The sequence below is a fragment of the Bacillus sp. FSL M7-1345 genome, from assembly GCF_038006985.1.
In the GTDB taxonomy this organism is placed as follows: domain Bacteria; phylum Bacillota; class Bacilli; order Bacillales; family Bacillaceae_G; genus Bacillus_A; species Bacillus_A cereus_U.
The window spans coordinates 3,761,636-3,778,917 of sequence record NZ_JBBOWG010000001.1; the positions used below are offsets into that span (position 1 = coordinate 3,761,636).

Below are 17,282 nucleotides of genomic sequence, written 5' to 3' on the forward strand. Positions count from 1 at the left end.
CCTACCTTCTAAATAAGTTCTTTTATATTATCCTTTCCCTTAAAACGACTTTTAATGAGTAAATATTGCTCCATTTCATACACAAGTTGAACAAGTTTCGCACGTATCTCAAATTCTTCTCGCGAGACTGGTAAAGGCATTTCTCTAAATACTTCTCGCATTTCTTGAAGTTGTCTTAACGAAATGACCCCTGTACTTTCAGGACGAATAGAATTCCCTATATTTTCAATTACGTCTGCAATCATATCAGCTTGTTCATACGTCCAAGATAGTGATGCAGCTAATGGTATCATTCGCTCCAAAATTTCAAATTGTTGCATACGCATATTAAAATAACGATAGTAATAGTCATCTTCTCGCATAAATGCATTCTCAAGTTTCTTAAAGGATAAATCTTTTGCTTCTTTCAGCATCATTTCTGTTTCAATTAATTCGGCCCCACTCCAATTACTATCTCGATTTCGTAAATAAACGACCATTTCAAACAAAATCGTTCTGAAATGGTCTTCTATTTTCCCTTGATACTCTTTCAGTTTATTCTCACTGCTTGGCATGTACATGTTTACTAATAAAGCGACACTAATTCCAATCGTTAATATAGCAATTTCATTACCAACTATAGACCATGTAATTTGCTTTAATGAATACAGATGCATAACGATAACCGAACTCGTGACAATCCCTTCTTGAATTTTGCACATAACTGCAGTCGGAATAAAGGTAAGCAGTAATATGCTAATCGCAAGTGGTGTATAACCAATCGTTTCAAAAATACAAAACGCAAATACCATCGATAATACACAAGCTAAAAAACGGTGTAACGATACTTGAACGGATTTTCGTTTCGTATTTTGCACGCATAAAATGACTAAAATACCAGCTGAACTATAAAATTCTAATCCTAATAACTGAGCAATAAAAACTGCCGCTCCCGTTCCAAGCGCTGTTTTCACCGTTCTATATCCAATTTTAAACATATCATTACTCCTATATGTATAAATGTATTTAAAAATAGTATAAAAAAAGGATGACGCAATGTCATCCTTTTCTACCTATTATTCACGTACCCTTCACATATTACAATATCTTTTGCAAAAATTCTTTTGCACGGTCACTTTTTGGTGCTGTAAAAAACTCTTCCGGATTACTATCTTCTACGAGCTTTCCACCATCTAAAAAGAGAACACGGTCTGCTACTTCTTTTGCAAATCCCATTTCATGTGTAACGATTGCCATCGTCATTCCTGTCGTAACTAATGATTTCATAACTTCTAACACTTCTTTCACCATTTCTGGATCTAACGCAGAGGTCGGTTCATCAAACAACATAACTTCCGGTTCCATCGCTAACGCTCTTGCAATTGCTACACGCTGCTTTTGTCCACCTGAAAGGCGATTTGGATATGCATCTTTCTTATCTAATAACCCCACTTTTTCTAAAAGTTTCTCAGCTTTTTTTTCAGCCTCTTGCTTCGTTACTCCTTTTACATTGATAGGAGCATACGTAATATTTTCTAATACAGTCATATGAGGGAATAAGTGAAAATGTTGAAATACCATTCCGACATTTTCACGAACGTGCATAATATTTGTCTTCGGATTCGTTACTTCTTCCGTTCCAATCCTAATGTGACCAGCTGTCGGTGCTTCTAGTACATTCATACAGCGTAAAAACGTTGACTTTCCAGATCCAGACGGTCCGATAATTGCAACAACTTCTCCTTTTTCAATCGTTGTTGTAATTCCTTTTAATACTTCATTTTTTCCAAATGATTTATGAAGGTTGTCAATTTTAATCACTTTTCTTCATTCTCCCTTCAATTGCCTTCCCGACTAATGTAAGAATAATTACTAATATATAATAAATAAGGCCAACAAACAGTAATGGCTCAAGATATTTAAATGTTTCACCGCCTACAATATAAGCACGGCGCATTAAATCAGTCGCTCCTATTACAGTTACTACAGCCGACTCTTTCGTAAGTGTCGCAAACTCATTCACAAGCGCTGGTAATATATTTTTTAAAGCTTGAGGAAAAATAATATTTCTCATCATTTTACTGTACGGAATACCTAAAGCCATTGCTGCTTCTGTTTGCCCTTTATCGACTGCTTGAATGCCGGCACGAATCACTTCTGACATATATGCACCTGAGTTTAAGCTAAATGCAAGTACAGCTGCTAAAAAGGCTGGTATCTCATATCCAATCATTTGCGGAACACCGAAATAAATAATCATTAATTGCAATACAAGCGGTGTGCCACGAAATATTGACGTATAAATATCTGCTGCAATGTTTAGTACTCTTATTCTAGCAATTTTGCAAAGCGCTAATAACGTCCCTAAAATAAATCCTGCCAAAGCTGATGCAGCTACAATTTTCAATGTAACTTCTAAGCCCTTTAATATATATGGTATTGAAGGCGTAATTGCCGAAAAATCTAGATTCATCCTTTTCATTCCCCTCACAGAAAAGTGAAAGGCAGCTTATTTTCCGCTGCCAAACCATTTCTTCACTAATTTATCCATTTCTCCATTTTCTTGCATTTTCTTAATTACTTTATTAAATTCTTCTGTTTTATCACTGTTTTTCGGAAGAGCAATTGCTGCACCTACTTCTTCTGGTGCTTCTTGAATTTCAACCCCTTGTAGTTCTTTCATTTTTTCTAAATAATTTTTTGCAACTGTGTCTTCTATAATTGCAGCGTCAAAACGACCAGCTTTGATTTCTTGTACGATTTCTGGTATACGGTCACGTCCCTCTGCTTTGAAATCGACTTGTTTTTTAAATTCTTCTGCTTTTTCTTCTTGAATTGATCCTGTTTGTACTCCTACTGTTTTACCTTTTAAATCTTCTAAGGATTTAATATTAGAACCCTTTTTTGAAACAATCATATTTTTAGCAACAAAATAAATATCTGTGAAATCAGCATTATTTTTACGCTCTGCAGTTGGCGTCATACCTGCCATAACGAAATCAACTTTTCCTGAGCTAAGAGATGCTAATAATCCTCCAAAATCCATATCTTTCACTTTCACTTCATATCCAAGTTCTTTTCCGATATATTTTGCAATATCAACATCAAAGCCGATAATTTCATCACTTTTTGAAGCTTCCACGTATTCATACGGTTTATAGTCTGCTGAAGTCCCCATAACGAGTACTTTTTTATTCTCACTCTTCGTCTTTTCTTCCCCATTACTACAAGCACTGAACATACTTACAATTAAAATAAGTGCAAATGATATTGATAATAACTTCTTCATCTTTCTTCCCCCTAATAATGTATATTTAAAAGTTAAATAGAATATTTATTCGATGTTTGTATTGTATCAACACTTTCATTTTTATGCAACATTTAAAATAAAAATAAACACAAAAACATTATTAAGTTCGTTTTCACTGCATAAAAACATGCATAAAGAAACATCTCTATGCATATCCAATCATTATAAAGAATAAATAAAAAAGCGGTACGTCCACTTGTTCCTGAACGTACCGCTTTTTCTCTTCCTTATAGTTCTTCGCAATTATCTTCGAAGTAAGATTGTAGTTTTGCAATTACTTGCATTGGTTCATGACCTTCAATTTCATGACGTTCTACCATCGTTACAATTTTTCCATCTTTCAATAAAGCAAATGATGGAGATGAAGGTGGATATCCTTCAAAATATTCACGAGCTCTTGCTGTTGCTTCTTTATCTTGACCCGCAAATACCGTTACAAGGTGGTTAGGGCGTTTATCATAATGTACGGAATGTGCAGCAGCAGGGCGAGCAATACCGCCTGCACAGCCACATACAGAGTTTACCATTACAAGTGTTGTACCATTTCTTTTAAATGCTTCTTCGACTGCTTCTGGTGTCGTCAATTCTGTATATCCCGCAGAAACGATCTCTTCACGCGCTTGACGGACAACATCATTCATAAAAAAGTTAAAGTTAATCAATCTTTTCCCTCCTCTAATTCTACCTATTTGTATCTTACCAGTTAATGTTTAGAGAATACAAGTAAGTTTACTTGTATTTCAGCATAGAAAAGGTGTTAGAGCAGGGCTCTAGCACCTTTTTGTCACATTTTCATATATTCCACAATCATTTTTTTATGCGATCCTACAATATAATCAGGTAGCTCTGTTACCGGGAAGAATTTAAGCTGAACCGCTTCTTCTTTATTCATAACAAAATTCCCTTCGTATTCATCGGTATAATAGGCTGTCGTTACGGATTGAAACTCATCACCGTTTGTTAATTTTGTAAAGTAGTTCGCTCCAGAAAATACATTGATTAATCGGAGGTTCTTTACTTCTATTCCTGTCTCTTCATATACTTCACGGTAAGCTGTTTCTTCTGGTGATTCACCAAGCTCCATTAGCCCGCCAGGCAACCCCCATTTTCCGTACGGCTCTGTTCGCTGTTGTAATAAAACATAACCATTTTCATTTATAACGAGTACAACAGCACCAACTAAAATTAAAGGGCGATGACCAACTACTTTTCGTAACTCCTCTACATATCCCATGGAAACACCTCCCATTTTTCCGTTGTTCACACTATTGTATCATATGTATGAAACGACAAAATGCGTATATTTTTCATTTTTTTAACAAAACATTTATTTTATGCGCTTCATCTACTGTAGCTAACATAATGGATTCGATTTCTGCACTCTTCTCTAAACACTCTTTCGCCCACTCTTCTGTTTTTCCTAATAAAGCGAGAACATCTTGCTGAATCCTTCCATCTTTCACTAATATAAAAGCAACTGGAGCTTTTTTCCCCGCCACTTTAAGGTCAAGCCGAGAAACTGCTTCATATTCTGGATACTGAAATATAGAAACAACACCACTCGCTTCCCACAATGCTAATTTAATCGTTTGAATATCGCTCACATTTTGTACGCGAAGTTCCGAAAATAAATATTCCACCGTAATTCTCGCTTTTTTTAAGTTACTAAAATCAATGGAACCATTATGTATAAGAATAATAGGTGCAGGCTCTAAAAAACGTCTCCACCTATCCCATTTCAACATTAAAACAGAGCTTATTATATGAAGTACAACGAGTATGAACGTTGTAATCATCGAACCGAGTAATCCAACCTTTTCATCTGATAATGCGTTAGAAATATTCCCCCCTAATAATAACACTAGTACAACGTCTAAAAATCTTAGTTGCGCAATAGACCTTTGCCCCATCGCTTTCGCAACAAGAATTAAAAATATATAAGCTATAATCGCTCGGATAACCCATTCGCCATTAGAAAGATGCCGTGCTCCTTCAAAAATATGCATAACTTTGCACTCCTTAAACGTCGCAAACTACACTTCTTTCTTAGTTTGCGACGTTTAAGGGCATATATGTAAAAAAGCTGATTCGTTTAAAAACGAGTCAGCTTTTTTTTACTTAACTGAAAACATATATTTTTTATACGTTTTCCGTACCGATAATATGAGCCCCATCATAATCATATTCGAGAATAAGGAACTTCCCCCATATGATAAGAAAGGTAACGCGATACCTTTTACAGGCATTAATCCAACGATCATACCAATATTTTGGAATATTTGAACCGTTAGTATTCCTATTGATCCAGCACATAATAATGTACCAAATAAATTATCAGCAGAATAACCGATAATAATTGTTCGATAAAGTAGTAACAGGAACAAGAACACAACTAGTGCTGCTACTATAAATCCGCCTTCTTCAGCAATTGTAGCGAAAATAAAGTCCGTGTGTTTCTCCGGAATATAGACGCTCCCTTCACCGTACCCTTTACCTTCCATACCTCCACTACCTACAGCTAAAATCGATTGCTGCGTTTGATAGCCTTCATTTGCATTTTCAAATGGATCTAGCCAACCTATAATACGTGATTGTTGGTGAGGTTTTAACAGAGTAACTAATTTATTAAAGAAGAAATCTGGATATTTTACAAATATAAATATTAATGTAGACAATATGGTCACCGGAATGACTGTACATATCGCAATTAATTTCTTTTGAATTCCTGACATAAATAAAATACATGCGATAGCTGCTGCATATAAGAACACCATTCCTGTGTCTGGCTGGCTATATACAACGGCCATAGGTGGAAGAGATACTAACATAATTTTCCCGACTAATTTCAAATCAGTTTGGAATGTCCGGGCCATATACTGAGCATTATGTTTCACCGCTAAACTGGCTATTATGAGAAGCAATGAAATTTTGAAAAACTCCGATGGCTGAATTTGTCCAGCTACTGGAAAAACAAACCATCTTTTTGCACCTAATTTTTCAGGTGTAAAACTGGAAACCGGTAGTATTTTCAAAAGAATAAGTGAACCAAACCCAGCGATATAAAGTGGCCAAGACAATTTTTGCCATTGATCTAAGTCGATGCTTGCAACAAGAAGTAACAATACAACCCCAATTATGTAGTTAACTCCCTGCTTCATAGCAAAGTTTGCATCTCCATACTGTCCGGTTTGCTGACTGCTATATATAGCAGCTATACTCGTAACACATAGTGCACACAAAATTAAAATTAATTTTACATCTAAACTTTTTAGAAACTCGGTACTTCTTTTCATGACATCCTCCTGAAACATTGTTACAGCAAAATAAAAAACCAGGAGTCAACATTCTTCATGTTTTGACGACTGATTACACATTATCTATAAAACACTTATATAGAATAACTCTCTTTTTCATACAATACAATATATTATACTACAGTTTCATCAGTAAGATTTGCCAAAAAATTATTCTTTTTTTATTTTATATCTATATACCATATATCAGCAATGTATTTTCGCAAATTCCTAATACATGATCATTCATTGTAAGATTACTGGGAAAGGTTTGTACATATAGTAGGATACAAATGAAGAAATGAAATGATAAAAAGCTCGCAAACGCGAGCTTTTTATTAATATACAGATGTATTGTTCTCTGACGTATTTTCTAAAATTTCTTTTACACGTCCTAAGAATTTACCACAAATTAAACCATCAAGTACACGGTGATCAAGTGATAAACATAAGTTAACCATGTCACGAGCACCGAACATACCATTATCCATAATTACTGGGCGTTTTACAATTGATTCAACTTGTAAAATAGCCGCTTGTGGGTAATTAATAATACCCATAGATTGAACAGAACCGAATGATCCTGTGTTATTAATTGTAAATGTTCCGCCTTGCATTTCATCAGCTTTTAATGATTTCGTGCGTACTTTTCCTGCAAGTTCTGTAATTTCGCGAGCGATACCTTTAATTGTTTTCTCGTCCGCGTGCTTAATTACTGGTACAAATAGTTCTTCCTCTGTTGCAACAGCGATAGAAAGGTTAATGTCTTTCTTCTGAACGATTTTATCGCCAGCCCACATTGAGTTAATTTGAGGATATTCTTTTAGCGCTTGTGCTACTGCTTTTACGAAGAAAGCAAAGAACGTTAAGTTAAAGCCTTCACGCTTTTTGAAATCGCCTTTAATTGAGTTACGGTATGATACAAGGTTTGTCACATCTACTTCAATCATCATCCAAGCATGAGGTGCCTCGTGTTTACTGCGTAACATATTTGCTGCAATTGCTTTACGCACACCTGTTACCGGAATCTCGATATCTCCAGGCATTGTCGGCACAGAAACTGGTTTTGCAGCTTCTACTTTTGACGCTACCGGGGCTACTGCCACTGATTTTGGTGCTTCTGGACGCGCTGCTACTGCAACAACTGCCTCTTTCTTCGCACCTGCTTGCGGAATATTTCCAGATTCCACTAGCTTTAAAATATCTTTACGAGTAATACGGCCATTTGCCCCCGTACCTTCTACTAAATCTAAATCAACGTTATGCTCACCCGCAAGTTTTAACACAGCTGGTGAAAAACGTGGTTTTCCATCAGTTGGTTGTTTTGCTTTCGGTGCTTTTTCAGGCGTAGTTACTTCTGCCTTTGGTTCTTCTTTCGTTTTTTCCTCTACAGCTGTTGCTGCTACTTCATCTGCGCCTTCTACTTGAATGACACAAACAACTTCACCTACAGCTAACGTTTCACCTTCGCCAGCTATTAGCTCTTTCACAATACCAGTGAAAGAAGATGGTACTTCGGCATTTACTTTATCAGTCATTACTTCTGCAAGTGGATCATACTTGTTTACGTGATCGCCAACATTAACGAGCCATTTACTAATTGTACCCTCTGTAACGCTCTCCCCGAGCTGAGGCATTGTGATATTTTCTACAGCCATGTATAGTCCCCCCGATTAAAATTCCGCAAGTTCACGCATTGCTTTTTCAACTTTATCTGGATTTACCATAAAGAATTTTTCCATTGTTGGTGCATATGGCATTGCCGGAACGTCTGGGCCTGCAAGACGTGCGATTGGCGCATCTAAATCAAACAGACAATTTTCAGCAATAATTGCTGCCACTTCACTTATGATACTTCCTTCTTTATTGTCTTCTGTTACAAGAAGAACTTTACCTGTTTTAGAAGCTGCTTCAATAATCGCTTCTTTATCTAACGGATACACAGTACGTAAATCAAGAATGTGTGCAGAAATGCCATCTTGTGCTAATTTCTCAGCTGCTTGAAGAGCAAAGTGAACACATAATCCGTAAGTAATAACAGTAATATCATCACCTTCACGTTTTACATCTGCTTTTCCGATTGGTAATACGTAATCATCTTCTGGCACTTCACCTTTAATTAAGCGATATGCACGTTTATGTTCGAAGAATAATACTGGATCTTCATCACGAATTGCTGCTTTTAATAAGCCTTTTGCATCATATGGTGTAGAAGGGATAACAATTTTTAAACCTGGTTGGTTTGCAAACATCGCTTCTACAGATTGTGAATGATACAATGCACCGTGAACACCCCCGCCAAATGGCGCACGAATTGTAACTGGACAAGTCCAATCGTTGTTAGAACGATAACGAATTTTTGCTGCCTCAGAAACAATTTGGTTTACTGCTGGCATGATAAAATCAGCAAACTGCATTTCAGCGATTGGGCGCATACCATACATTGCCGCACCGATTGCTACCCCAGCAATTGCAGATTCTGCAAGCGGTGCATCAAGTGCACGATCTTCACCAAATTGATCATATAAACCGTGTGTCGCTTTAAACACGCCACCTTTTTTACCAACATCTTCTCCTAAAACGAATACTTTCTCATCGCGTTCCATTTCTTCGCGCATTGCTAATGTAATAGCATCAATATAAGACATTACAGCCATGAAACGTTCCCCCCTATTCTGCGTATACGTGCTTCAATGCATCTTCAGGTGCTGCATACGGAGCATTTTCTGCATATTCTGTTGCTTCATTTACGATATGCATAATTTCATCTAACATTTGTTTTTCAAATTCCTCAGTTAACACGCCAACTTCTTTTAAATAAGCTGCAAATGTTATAATTGAATCTTTTTTCTTCGCTTCTTCTACTTCTTCTTTATCACGGTAAACACGATCATCGTCGTCACTAGAATGTGCTGTTAAACGATATGATACTGTTTCAATTAAAGTTGGGCCTTCACCACGACGACCGCGGTCTGCTGCTTCTTTAACAGCTTTATATACTGCAAGCGGATCGTTTCCGTCTATTGTATATCCAGGCATACCGTAACCAATTGCACGATCTGATACGTTTTTACATGCTAATTGTTTTTCAACCGGAATAGAGATTGCATATTTATTATTTTCACACATGAAAATAACAGGTAGTTTGTGTACACCAGCAAAGTTTGCACCTTCATGGAAATCACCTTGGTTTGAAGAGCCTTCTCCGAATGTAACGAACGTTACTAAATCTTTCTTCTCCATTTTTCCAGCTAATGCAATACCAACTGCATGAGGTACTTGTGTTGTTACTGGAGATGAACCTGTCACAATACGATTTTTCTTTTGACCGAAGTGACCAGGCATTTGACGACCACCAGAGTTTGGATCTCCAGCTTTCGCGAAAGCAGATAACATAAGTTCTTTTGCTGTCATACCAAACGCTAATACAACACCCATATCACGGTAGTATGGTAATGCATAATCTTTCTCTCTATCAAGAGCGAACGCTGCTCCAACTTGTGCAGCCTCTTGTCCTTGACAAGAAATTACGAATGGAATTTTACCTGCACGGTTTAATAACCACATACGTTCGTCGATTTTACGTGCAAGTAACATCGTACGGAACATTTCTAATACTTGCTCATCACTTAAACCAAACTCTTCATGGCGCTTTTCTTTTACTTCTGCCATTTTTCATAACCTCCTAAATCCACATTTTTATGCGTGTAACGCTCTTCCATCTACAGCTAATGCAGCTTCACCAATCGCCTCAGATAATGATGGATGCGGATGAATTGTATGTGCTACTTCCCAAGGTGTTGCATCAAGTACTCTTGCAAGACCCGCTTCAGAAATCATATCTGTTACGTGTGGTCCGATCATATGAACACCAAGAATGTCATTTGTTTCTTCATCAACTACAAGTTTTACAAAACCGTCTGATTCTCCGTATACAAGTGCCTTTCCGATTGCACGGAATGAGAATTTACCTACTTTTAACTTATAGCCTTTTTCTTTCGCTTCTCGTTCTGTTAAACCAACAGAAGCAACTTCTGGACTGCTATATACGCATTTCGATACCATAGAATAATCAATTGGTGTAACTTCTTTACCAGCAATATGTTCTACAGCAACAATTCCTTCATGCGAAGCAACGTGAGCAAGTTGTAGGCCACCGATTACATCTCCAATTGCGTAAATATGAGATTCCTTCGTTTGATAAAACTCATTTGTTTGAATGTATCCTTTTTCCACAACAATATCTGTATTCTCTAAGCCCATATTTTGCGTATTCGCTTGTCTTCCTACAGATACAAGCATTTTTTCTGCTTTAAATGCTTTATTCTCACCGTTATGTTCAGCTTGAATTGTTACTCCATTATCTTTTACCAATGTTTCTGGTAATACTTTTGCACCAGTTACCACTTTAATACCTTTTTTCTTGAATAGACGCTGCATTTCTTTTGAAACGTCATTATCCTCTAGTGGTAATATGTTTTTCGCATACTCTAATACTGTAACTTCTACACCGAAGTCAGCAAGCATAGATGCCCACTCAATACCAATTACACCGCCACCAACAATAATGATCGAACCAGGAAGCGTTTCCATTTTTAGGGCATGATCCGAAGACATTACATACTCTCCGTCTAACTCTAATCCTGGTAATGAATTTGGACGAGAACCTGTTGCAACAAGTACATTTTTTGGAATTAACATTTCATTCTCTTCTCCACTTGCAAGTTCAACTGAAATTGTACCTGGCATTGGAGAGAAAATAGACGGGCCAAGAATACGGCCAATACCTTCAAACACATCAATTTTACCTTGTTTCATTAAATGCTGAACGCCTTTATGAAGCTGCGTTACAATCTTCTCTTTACGCTCTTGTACTTTAGCAAAGTTTAGTTCTACGTTACTTGCAATAACTCCGAACTCTTCTCCTTTTTTAGCAGTTGCGTATACTTCCGCACTACGTAAAAGAGCTTTACTAGGAATACATCCTTTGTGTAAACAAGTACCACCAAGATTTTCTTTTTCAACAAGTGCAGTTTTTAACCCTAGTTGTGATGCACGAATAGCAGCAACATATCCACCAGTACCGCCGCCAACGATGACTAAATCATATTCTCTTGCCATTATCTCAACCCCTAGCTACTGTTTGTTTTTCTCGTACAACATATTCTTTTGGAGCTTCTTCTTCACGTAATACACGAAGTGCTCCTTCTGCTAACGCTTGTAATTCATCTTCTCCTGGATGTACGATAACATCTGCAATCCAGTCAACACGTTCTTTTATTTCATCGACAAGAATTTTACTGTACGCAAGTCCACCAGTTAATACGATTGCATCGATTTTCCCGTGAAGTACAGCACTAGCTCCGCCAATCTCTTTTGCAACTTGATATGCCATTGCTTTATAAATAAGAGTTGCTTCAGGATCACCTTTTTCAACCATTTGCTCTACTTTAATTGCATCGTTTGTACCGATAAGACTTACAAGTCCACCTTGTCCGACAAGTTTTTTAACCATTTCGTCTCGGTAATACTCACCAGAGAAACACATTTCAACTAATTGTCCTACCGGTACTGTACCAGCACGCTCTGGACTAAATGGTCCTTCTCCGTTTAAGCCATTATTAACATCGATAACTTTTCCTTTTTTATGAGCACCAACTGTAATACCGCCGCCCATATGTGTAACTAATAAATTTAAATCCTCATATTTGTGATTTAATTCATCTGCTACTTTACGAGCAACCGCTTTTTGGTTTAATGCATGGAAAATACTTTTACGTTCCATACCAGCAATACCGCTAATACGAGCAATTGGCTCCATTTCATCTACAACGACAGGATCCACAATGAATGCAGGAATATTTAATCCAGAAGCGATTTCATAAGCTAGAATGCCTCCGAGATTGGAAGCGTGATGACCGCTAAATCCGTTTTTTAAATCTTCTAACATTGAATCGTTTACTGTGTACGTGCCACCTTCGATTGGACGAAGTAACCCACCACGCCCACAAACAGCGTTCAATTTTGAAATGTTAATACCATGAGAATGTAGAACTTCTAAAATTGTTTCTTTTCGAAACTCATATTGATCGATAATTCGCTTATATTTTCCAATCTGTTCTTCATCATGACGAATTGTTTCTTCTAAAACGGGTCTTTCATTATCAAAAACACCAATTTTTGTGGATGTACTACCCGGATTAATAACAAGAATTCGATTTAAGGACAATGTTGCTACCTCCACTAATAAATTTAAAAGGAAGTGGAAACCTCATAAGAGGTAACCACACCTTTCGTAAAAGTTGTATATGAATGATTAGCGACGGCTAATAATGTCGTGACCGTTGCGTAAGTATGTGCTACGAGTGTTTTTCAAGCTTGCGATGCGCTCTTCAGCTAGACGATCTGCTGCTACATAAGTTGCTATGCCATCGCGTTTTGAAATTTCGATTACTTTTGCAATTGTGTCATAAATAGACTCAACACGTTTTAATGCACGTTCTCTATTGTATCCATATAATTCGTCTGCTACGTTAATTACGCCACCTGCATTAATAACATAGTCTGGTGCGTATACAATACCCATTTCATGAATGATGTCGCCGTGACGATCTTCTTTTAATTGGTTATTTGCAGAACCTGCGATTACTTTTGCTTTAAGTTGTGGAATAGTTTCATCATTAACTGTTGCGCCTAATGCACATGGTGCGTAAATATCACATTCAACACCGTAAATTTCATTTGGCTCAACTGCTGTTGCACCGAATTCTTCTACTGCACGTTGTACAGCTTCTTTATTAATATCTGTAACAATTAATTTTGCTCCTTCAGCGTGTAAATGTTTGCATAGGTGATATGCTACGTTACCAACACCTTGAATAGAAATTACTCTTCCTTCTAGGTTATCTGTACCGAACGCTTCTTTTGCAGCTGCTTTCATACCACGGTAAACACCGTATGCAGTTACTGGAGATGGGTTACCAGAAGAACCGAATGATGGTGAAATCCCTGTTACAAAATCAGTTTCTTCATGGATAATATCCATATCATCTACTGTTGTACCAACATCTTCAGCTGTAATGTAACGTCCGTTTAGTCCTTGAATGTAGCGTCCTAATGCACGGAACATCGCTTCGCTTTTATCTTTACGTGGATCACCGATAATTACTGTTTTTGCACCACCTAAGTTTAAACCAGCTGCTGCATTTTTGTATGTCATCCCTTTTGCAAGACGCAATGCATCTTCAATCGCCGCTTCTTCAGAATCATATGTCCACATTCTTGTTCCACCAAGAGCTGGTCCAAGTGTTGTATCATGGATTGCAATGATTGCTTTTAAACCAGATTCTTTATCTTGACAAAATACCACTTGCTCATAATCATATTTTTCTAAGTATTCGAAGATTTCTAATGTCATTGTCGTTTCCCCCTAATTGTTTTACCCTATTTGGTTTATTTTGAAGCAGTCGCAACTGCCAATGCTAATGAATATACTTTTGTTTCTGCTGAATCAGCACGTGATGTTAAAACAATCGGTGCTTTAGCGCCAGCAATCATCGCTCCTACCTTTGCATTTGCAAAATAGACGAGTGATTTATATAACACATTTCCAGCTTCAATCGTTGGGACGAGTAAAATGTCTGCCTTACCTGCTACATCACTTACTATGCCTTTATGTTCTGCTGCAATTTGTGATACTGCATTATCTAAAGCAAGTGGTCCATCAACGACACAATTTTTAATTTGTCCGCGGCGATTCATTTGAGTTAACATCGCTGCATCAATTGTCGCTTGCATCGCAGGATTAACAACCTCTACCGCTGCAATTGGCGCTACCTTTGGCAAATCAATTCCTATTGCCTGGGCAACTTCTACAGTATTTTGTATAATAGCAGCTTTTTGTGTTACATCAGGTGCAATGTTCATCGCTGCGTCTGTAACAAAAATAAGACGATCGTAATTTGGAACTTCAAACGCTGCAACATGTGAAAGCACGCTGCCCTTACGAAGTCCCCACTCTTTATTTAATACAGCTTTCAAAATATTTGCTGTTGGGATGTTCCCCTTCATTAGTACATCTGCTTCGCCATTGCTTACAGCTTTAACAGAAAGTTCTGCAGCCTCAGCACTTGACGCTGCTGCAATCACTTCAATATGTTCTGAAGTTTGTAACCCATGCTCTTGTAGCATCCCTATTATTTTCTCTTGATTTCCATATAGACGAAATTGAGCTAGCTGTAACTTGATTGCTTTCGATACAGCTTCAATTACTTCATGATCTTCAGCTACTGCTACAGCCACAGTTTTTTTAGGCTGTCCTGCTGCTTGATCAATTAAGTGTTCTAACTTCATATTTTGTAATCAACCCTTTCCGTCGTCCCTCGTCTATTCATTAAGCAAATACCGTGCCAACTTTTAAAATTGGTCTTACCAATAATGAAAACGCATTCAAAATGCAGTGAAATCAATACTTTGGAAAACAACTAAATATTCTGTCTCGTTTTGTCACTTTTTGTATACCATGCAATAAATTGCATGGTGCGCAATTTATTGCATGCTATTTTTTGCACAGTCGTGCTTTTCTATCTTGTAATATAAGTTTCGAACTGAAATCCCTAACGCTTTTGCAGTCTTCGTTTTGTTCCCATCAAATTTCTCTAAATATTCACGGATAATATTCCCCTCAAATTCTGTCACTAGGTGTTCAAGGGCCTTCTCTTCTAATTCAGGTAATAAATTATTTTGTTTCGTCTCTACTTGTTCTTCTTTATGTAAAGGCGGTAAATGATGTACATCAATATATATCTCGTTATAATTCATAAAGATAATAGCTCGTCCTAAAATATTTTCAAGTTCCCTAACATTCCCTGGCCATTCATATGATTGTAAATACGAAATGGCTGAATCGGTGAGTCCTTCTACATTACGACCATAATCTTGATTAATTTTTTGAATTAACCTTTCTGCAATCGCTGGTATGTCTCCTTTACGCTGACGAAGGGAAGGGATTTGAATCGGGATTTTATTTAAACGATAATATAAGTCCTCTCTGAACTTCCCTTCTAAAATAGCTTTTTCTAAATTCACATGCGTCGCAGCGATCACTCGAACATTAATAGGTATCGCTTTCGTTCCCCCTACTTTCACAATTTCTTTTTCTTGTAGTACACGAAGGAGCTTCGCTTGCGTATTTGCAGATAACTCTCCGATTTCATCTAAAAAAACACTTCCATTATTCGCTTCTTCAAAGAATCCTCGTTTCCCGCCTCTTTTCGCTCCAGAAAACGCGCCTTCCTCATAACCGAATAATTCACTTTCTAATAAGGTCTCAGAAATAGCAGCACAGTTTACTCGTACAAACTTATTGTATTTTCGATTACTACCGTTATGAATAGCGTGTGCAAATAACTCTTTCCCCGTACCAGATTCCCCTCTAAGCAATACTGTTGCCGGTGTATTCGCTCCAAGTTTTGCTTGTTCAATAGCTGCCGTCGTTTCATCTGAATCACCAACAATATCATCAAATGAATATTTTGCTTCTAACGTTCGAATGATTTGTCTTGCCCTATTCAATTCATTTGTTAACTTTTGAATTTCTGATACATCGCGAATTACCCCGACGCTCCCTTTCAATATTCCATCAACAATAACCGGTGCTACGTTTACAATTACATCTCGCTTTTTTTGCCCAATCTTCATATGTATTCCTCGTACCGCTCGGCGCGTCCGAAGTACTTTCATATGCATACTTTCACCTTCTACAATATCAGTTGTAGCTGGCTTCCCTATAATATCCTCTTCGGTTAAACCCGTTAACTTCGTATAAGCAGGGTTTATAACTAACCCTCTTCCTTTCTCATCAACAACCGAAATTGCTTCCTCAGATGAGTTAATAATCGCCTCAAGTAGCGTTTGAATTTCTTTTAAATCTGTAACTTCTTCCGCTAAATCTACAACTTCTGTAATATCTTTAAAAATCGCAAATGCTCCTTGAACCTCTCCATCTTCTTTTAATATTGGAATACGCGTTGTAATGATCTTATTTTCATTTTCTAGCGTCAGTTCATGATTCACTTCTATTTGTTTCGTACGTATAATCCGAAGCAACTTACTCGTTGGAATAACTTCTAAAATATATTTTCCTATCGCCTCTTCTTTCTTATATCCGATAATACGCTCTGCACTTTTATTAAACAGACGCACTTGTCCCTCTTGGTCTATAACAATCATACCGTCGTGCGTAGAATTTAAAATTAAATTCCCTTGTTGCGTCTGTTCTTCTAGCTTCCCAATTAAGCTTTCCTTCTCATGCGCTAGTTTCGTAACAATTTTTGCAATATCCCCTGGTATAAGAAGGGTGTCTTTATGCTTGCTTCCCAATAAAACTTTATGTAAATCATAATCACCTGTCATATCAAACATTACATCAATATGCATAGAAAGAAACGGAGTTACACTATCACCAATCGGAGTCCCATATTCCTTTGCGATTTGTAATCCTTTCGCAATTGGATTAATATCAATAACTCCTATAATTTGAAATATATTCGAATTTTGTAACAGACTCAGTAGTATACTCCCACCTTCACCCGCTCCAACAATTAACACCTTTTGTTTCATACATTACACTTCCTCTCGAAGTATCTCTGCAAAATTTTTCACATCCTTATCTTACTCGTTCAGCAATCTCTTGACAAACC

General features: G+C 37.2%; 16 protein-coding genes. All 16 read right to left on the reverse strand.

Translation table 11 applies throughout. From position 1 onward, the window contains the following. Nucleotides 1-8: 8 nt before the first annotated feature. The 16 genes from MHB76_RS19590 to MHB76_RS19665 all read right to left on the reverse strand — a co-directional run bounded on the left by MHB76_RS19590 (nucleotide 9) and on the right by MHB76_RS19665 (nucleotide 17,202). The gene (locus MHB76_RS19590; RefSeq protein ID WP_078172846.1) at nucleotides 9-977 is read right to left on the reverse strand and encodes an aromatic acid exporter family protein; all 969 of its coding nucleotides are present in this window, start codon (nucleotides 975-977) and stop codon (nucleotides 9-11) included. 100 nt (nucleotides 978-1,077) lie between these two features. After that, on the reverse strand, nucleotides 1,078-1,800 hold the full coding sequence (locus MHB76_RS19595) for an amino acid ABC transporter ATP-binding protein (protein ID WP_078172845.1): 723 nt from the start codon (nucleotides 1,798-1,800) through the stop codon (nucleotides 1,078-1,080). After that, nucleotides 1,793-2,452: an amino acid ABC transporter permease gene (locus MHB76_RS19600; RefSeq protein ID WP_002160560.1), complete on the reverse strand. Its 660-nt coding sequence runs from the start codon at nucleotides 2,450-2,452 to the stop codon at nucleotides 1,793-1,795. The genes MHB76_RS19595 and MHB76_RS19600 overlap by 8 nt, the downstream gene beginning before the upstream one ends. Before the next feature lie 36 nt (nucleotides 2,453-2,488). Then, the gene (locus MHB76_RS19605) at nucleotides 2,489-3,268 is read right to left on the reverse strand and encodes a transporter substrate-binding domain-containing protein (protein ID WP_002160559.1); all 780 of its coding nucleotides are present in this window, start codon (nucleotides 3,266-3,268) and stop codon (nucleotides 2,489-2,491) included. 248 nt (nucleotides 3,269-3,516) lie between these two features. Beyond that, complete coding sequence (locus MHB76_RS19610) at nucleotides 3,517-3,930, reverse strand: BrxA/BrxB family bacilliredoxin (RefSeq protein WP_002015097.1); 414 nt, start codon at nucleotides 3,928-3,930, stop codon at nucleotides 3,517-3,519. Between the two features lie 143 nt (nucleotides 3,931-4,073). Continuing rightward, the gene (locus tag MHB76_RS19615) at nucleotides 4,074-4,523 is read right to left on the reverse strand and encodes an NUDIX hydrolase (protein WP_078172844.1); all 450 of its coding nucleotides are present in this window, start codon (nucleotides 4,521-4,523) and stop codon (nucleotides 4,074-4,076) included. Nucleotides 4,524-4,596: 73 nt separating this feature from the next. Next, nucleotides 4,597-5,295, reverse strand: a complete 699-nt coding sequence (locus MHB76_RS19620; protein WP_002199397.1) for a DUF421 domain-containing protein — start codon at nucleotides 5,293-5,295, stop codon at nucleotides 4,597-4,599. Between the two features lie 108 nt (nucleotides 5,296-5,403). Further along, a complete protein-coding gene (locus MHB76_RS19625) occupies nucleotides 5,404-6,582 on the reverse strand; it encodes an FtsW/RodA/SpoVE family cell cycle protein (protein ID WP_002111722.1) in 1,179 nt (392 codons plus the stop codon). A gap of 338 nt (nucleotides 6,583-6,920) precedes the next feature. Next, a complete protein-coding gene (locus MHB76_RS19630; protein ID WP_078172843.1) occupies nucleotides 6,921-8,240 on the reverse strand; it encodes a dihydrolipoamide acetyltransferase family protein in 1,320 nt (439 codons plus the stop codon). Between the two features lie 15 nt (nucleotides 8,241-8,255). Beyond that, nucleotides 8,256-9,239, reverse strand: a complete 984-nt coding sequence (gene bfmBAB / locus MHB76_RS19635; RefSeq protein WP_000290070.1) for a 3-methyl-2-oxobutanoate dehydrogenase subunit beta — start codon at nucleotides 9,237-9,239, stop codon at nucleotides 8,256-8,258. 13 nt (nucleotides 9,240-9,252) lie between these two features. Next, nucleotides 9,253-10,254, reverse strand: coding sequence for a 3-methyl-2-oxobutanoate dehydrogenase subunit alpha (gene bfmBAA, locus MHB76_RS19640; protein ID WP_002111726.1), 1,002 nt, complete (start codon nucleotides 10,252-10,254; stop codon nucleotides 9,253-9,255). A 27-nt stretch (nucleotides 10,255-10,281) separates the two neighbouring features. Next, entirely contained in the window at nucleotides 10,282-11,703 is a 1,422-nt protein-coding gene (gene lpdA, locus MHB76_RS19645; protein WP_078172842.1) for a dihydrolipoyl dehydrogenase, read from the reverse strand. A 4-nt stretch (nucleotides 11,704-11,707) separates the two neighbouring features. Further along, on the reverse strand, nucleotides 11,708-12,811 hold the full coding sequence (gene buk, locus MHB76_RS19650) for a butyrate kinase (protein WP_002160554.1): 1,104 nt from the start codon (nucleotides 12,809-12,811) through the stop codon (nucleotides 11,708-11,710). 87 nt (nucleotides 12,812-12,898) lie between these two features. Then, nucleotides 12,899-13,999 (reverse strand): leucine dehydrogenase, encoded by a 1,101-nt coding sequence (locus MHB76_RS19655; protein ID WP_002145827.1) that lies wholly within the window; start codon nucleotides 13,997-13,999, stop codon nucleotides 12,899-12,901. A 35-nt stretch (nucleotides 14,000-14,034) separates the two neighbouring features. Next, complete coding sequence (yqiS, locus tag MHB76_RS19660; protein ID WP_078172841.1) at nucleotides 14,035-14,934, reverse strand: phosphate butyryltransferase; 900 nt, start codon at nucleotides 14,932-14,934, stop codon at nucleotides 14,035-14,037. Nucleotides 14,935-15,129: 195 nt separating this feature from the next. Beyond that, on the reverse strand, nucleotides 15,130-17,202 hold the full coding sequence (locus tag MHB76_RS19665; RefSeq protein WP_016106124.1) for a sigma-54 interaction domain-containing protein: 2,073 nt from the start codon (nucleotides 17,200-17,202) through the stop codon (nucleotides 15,130-15,132). Nucleotides 17,203-17,282 lie beyond the last annotated feature (80 nt).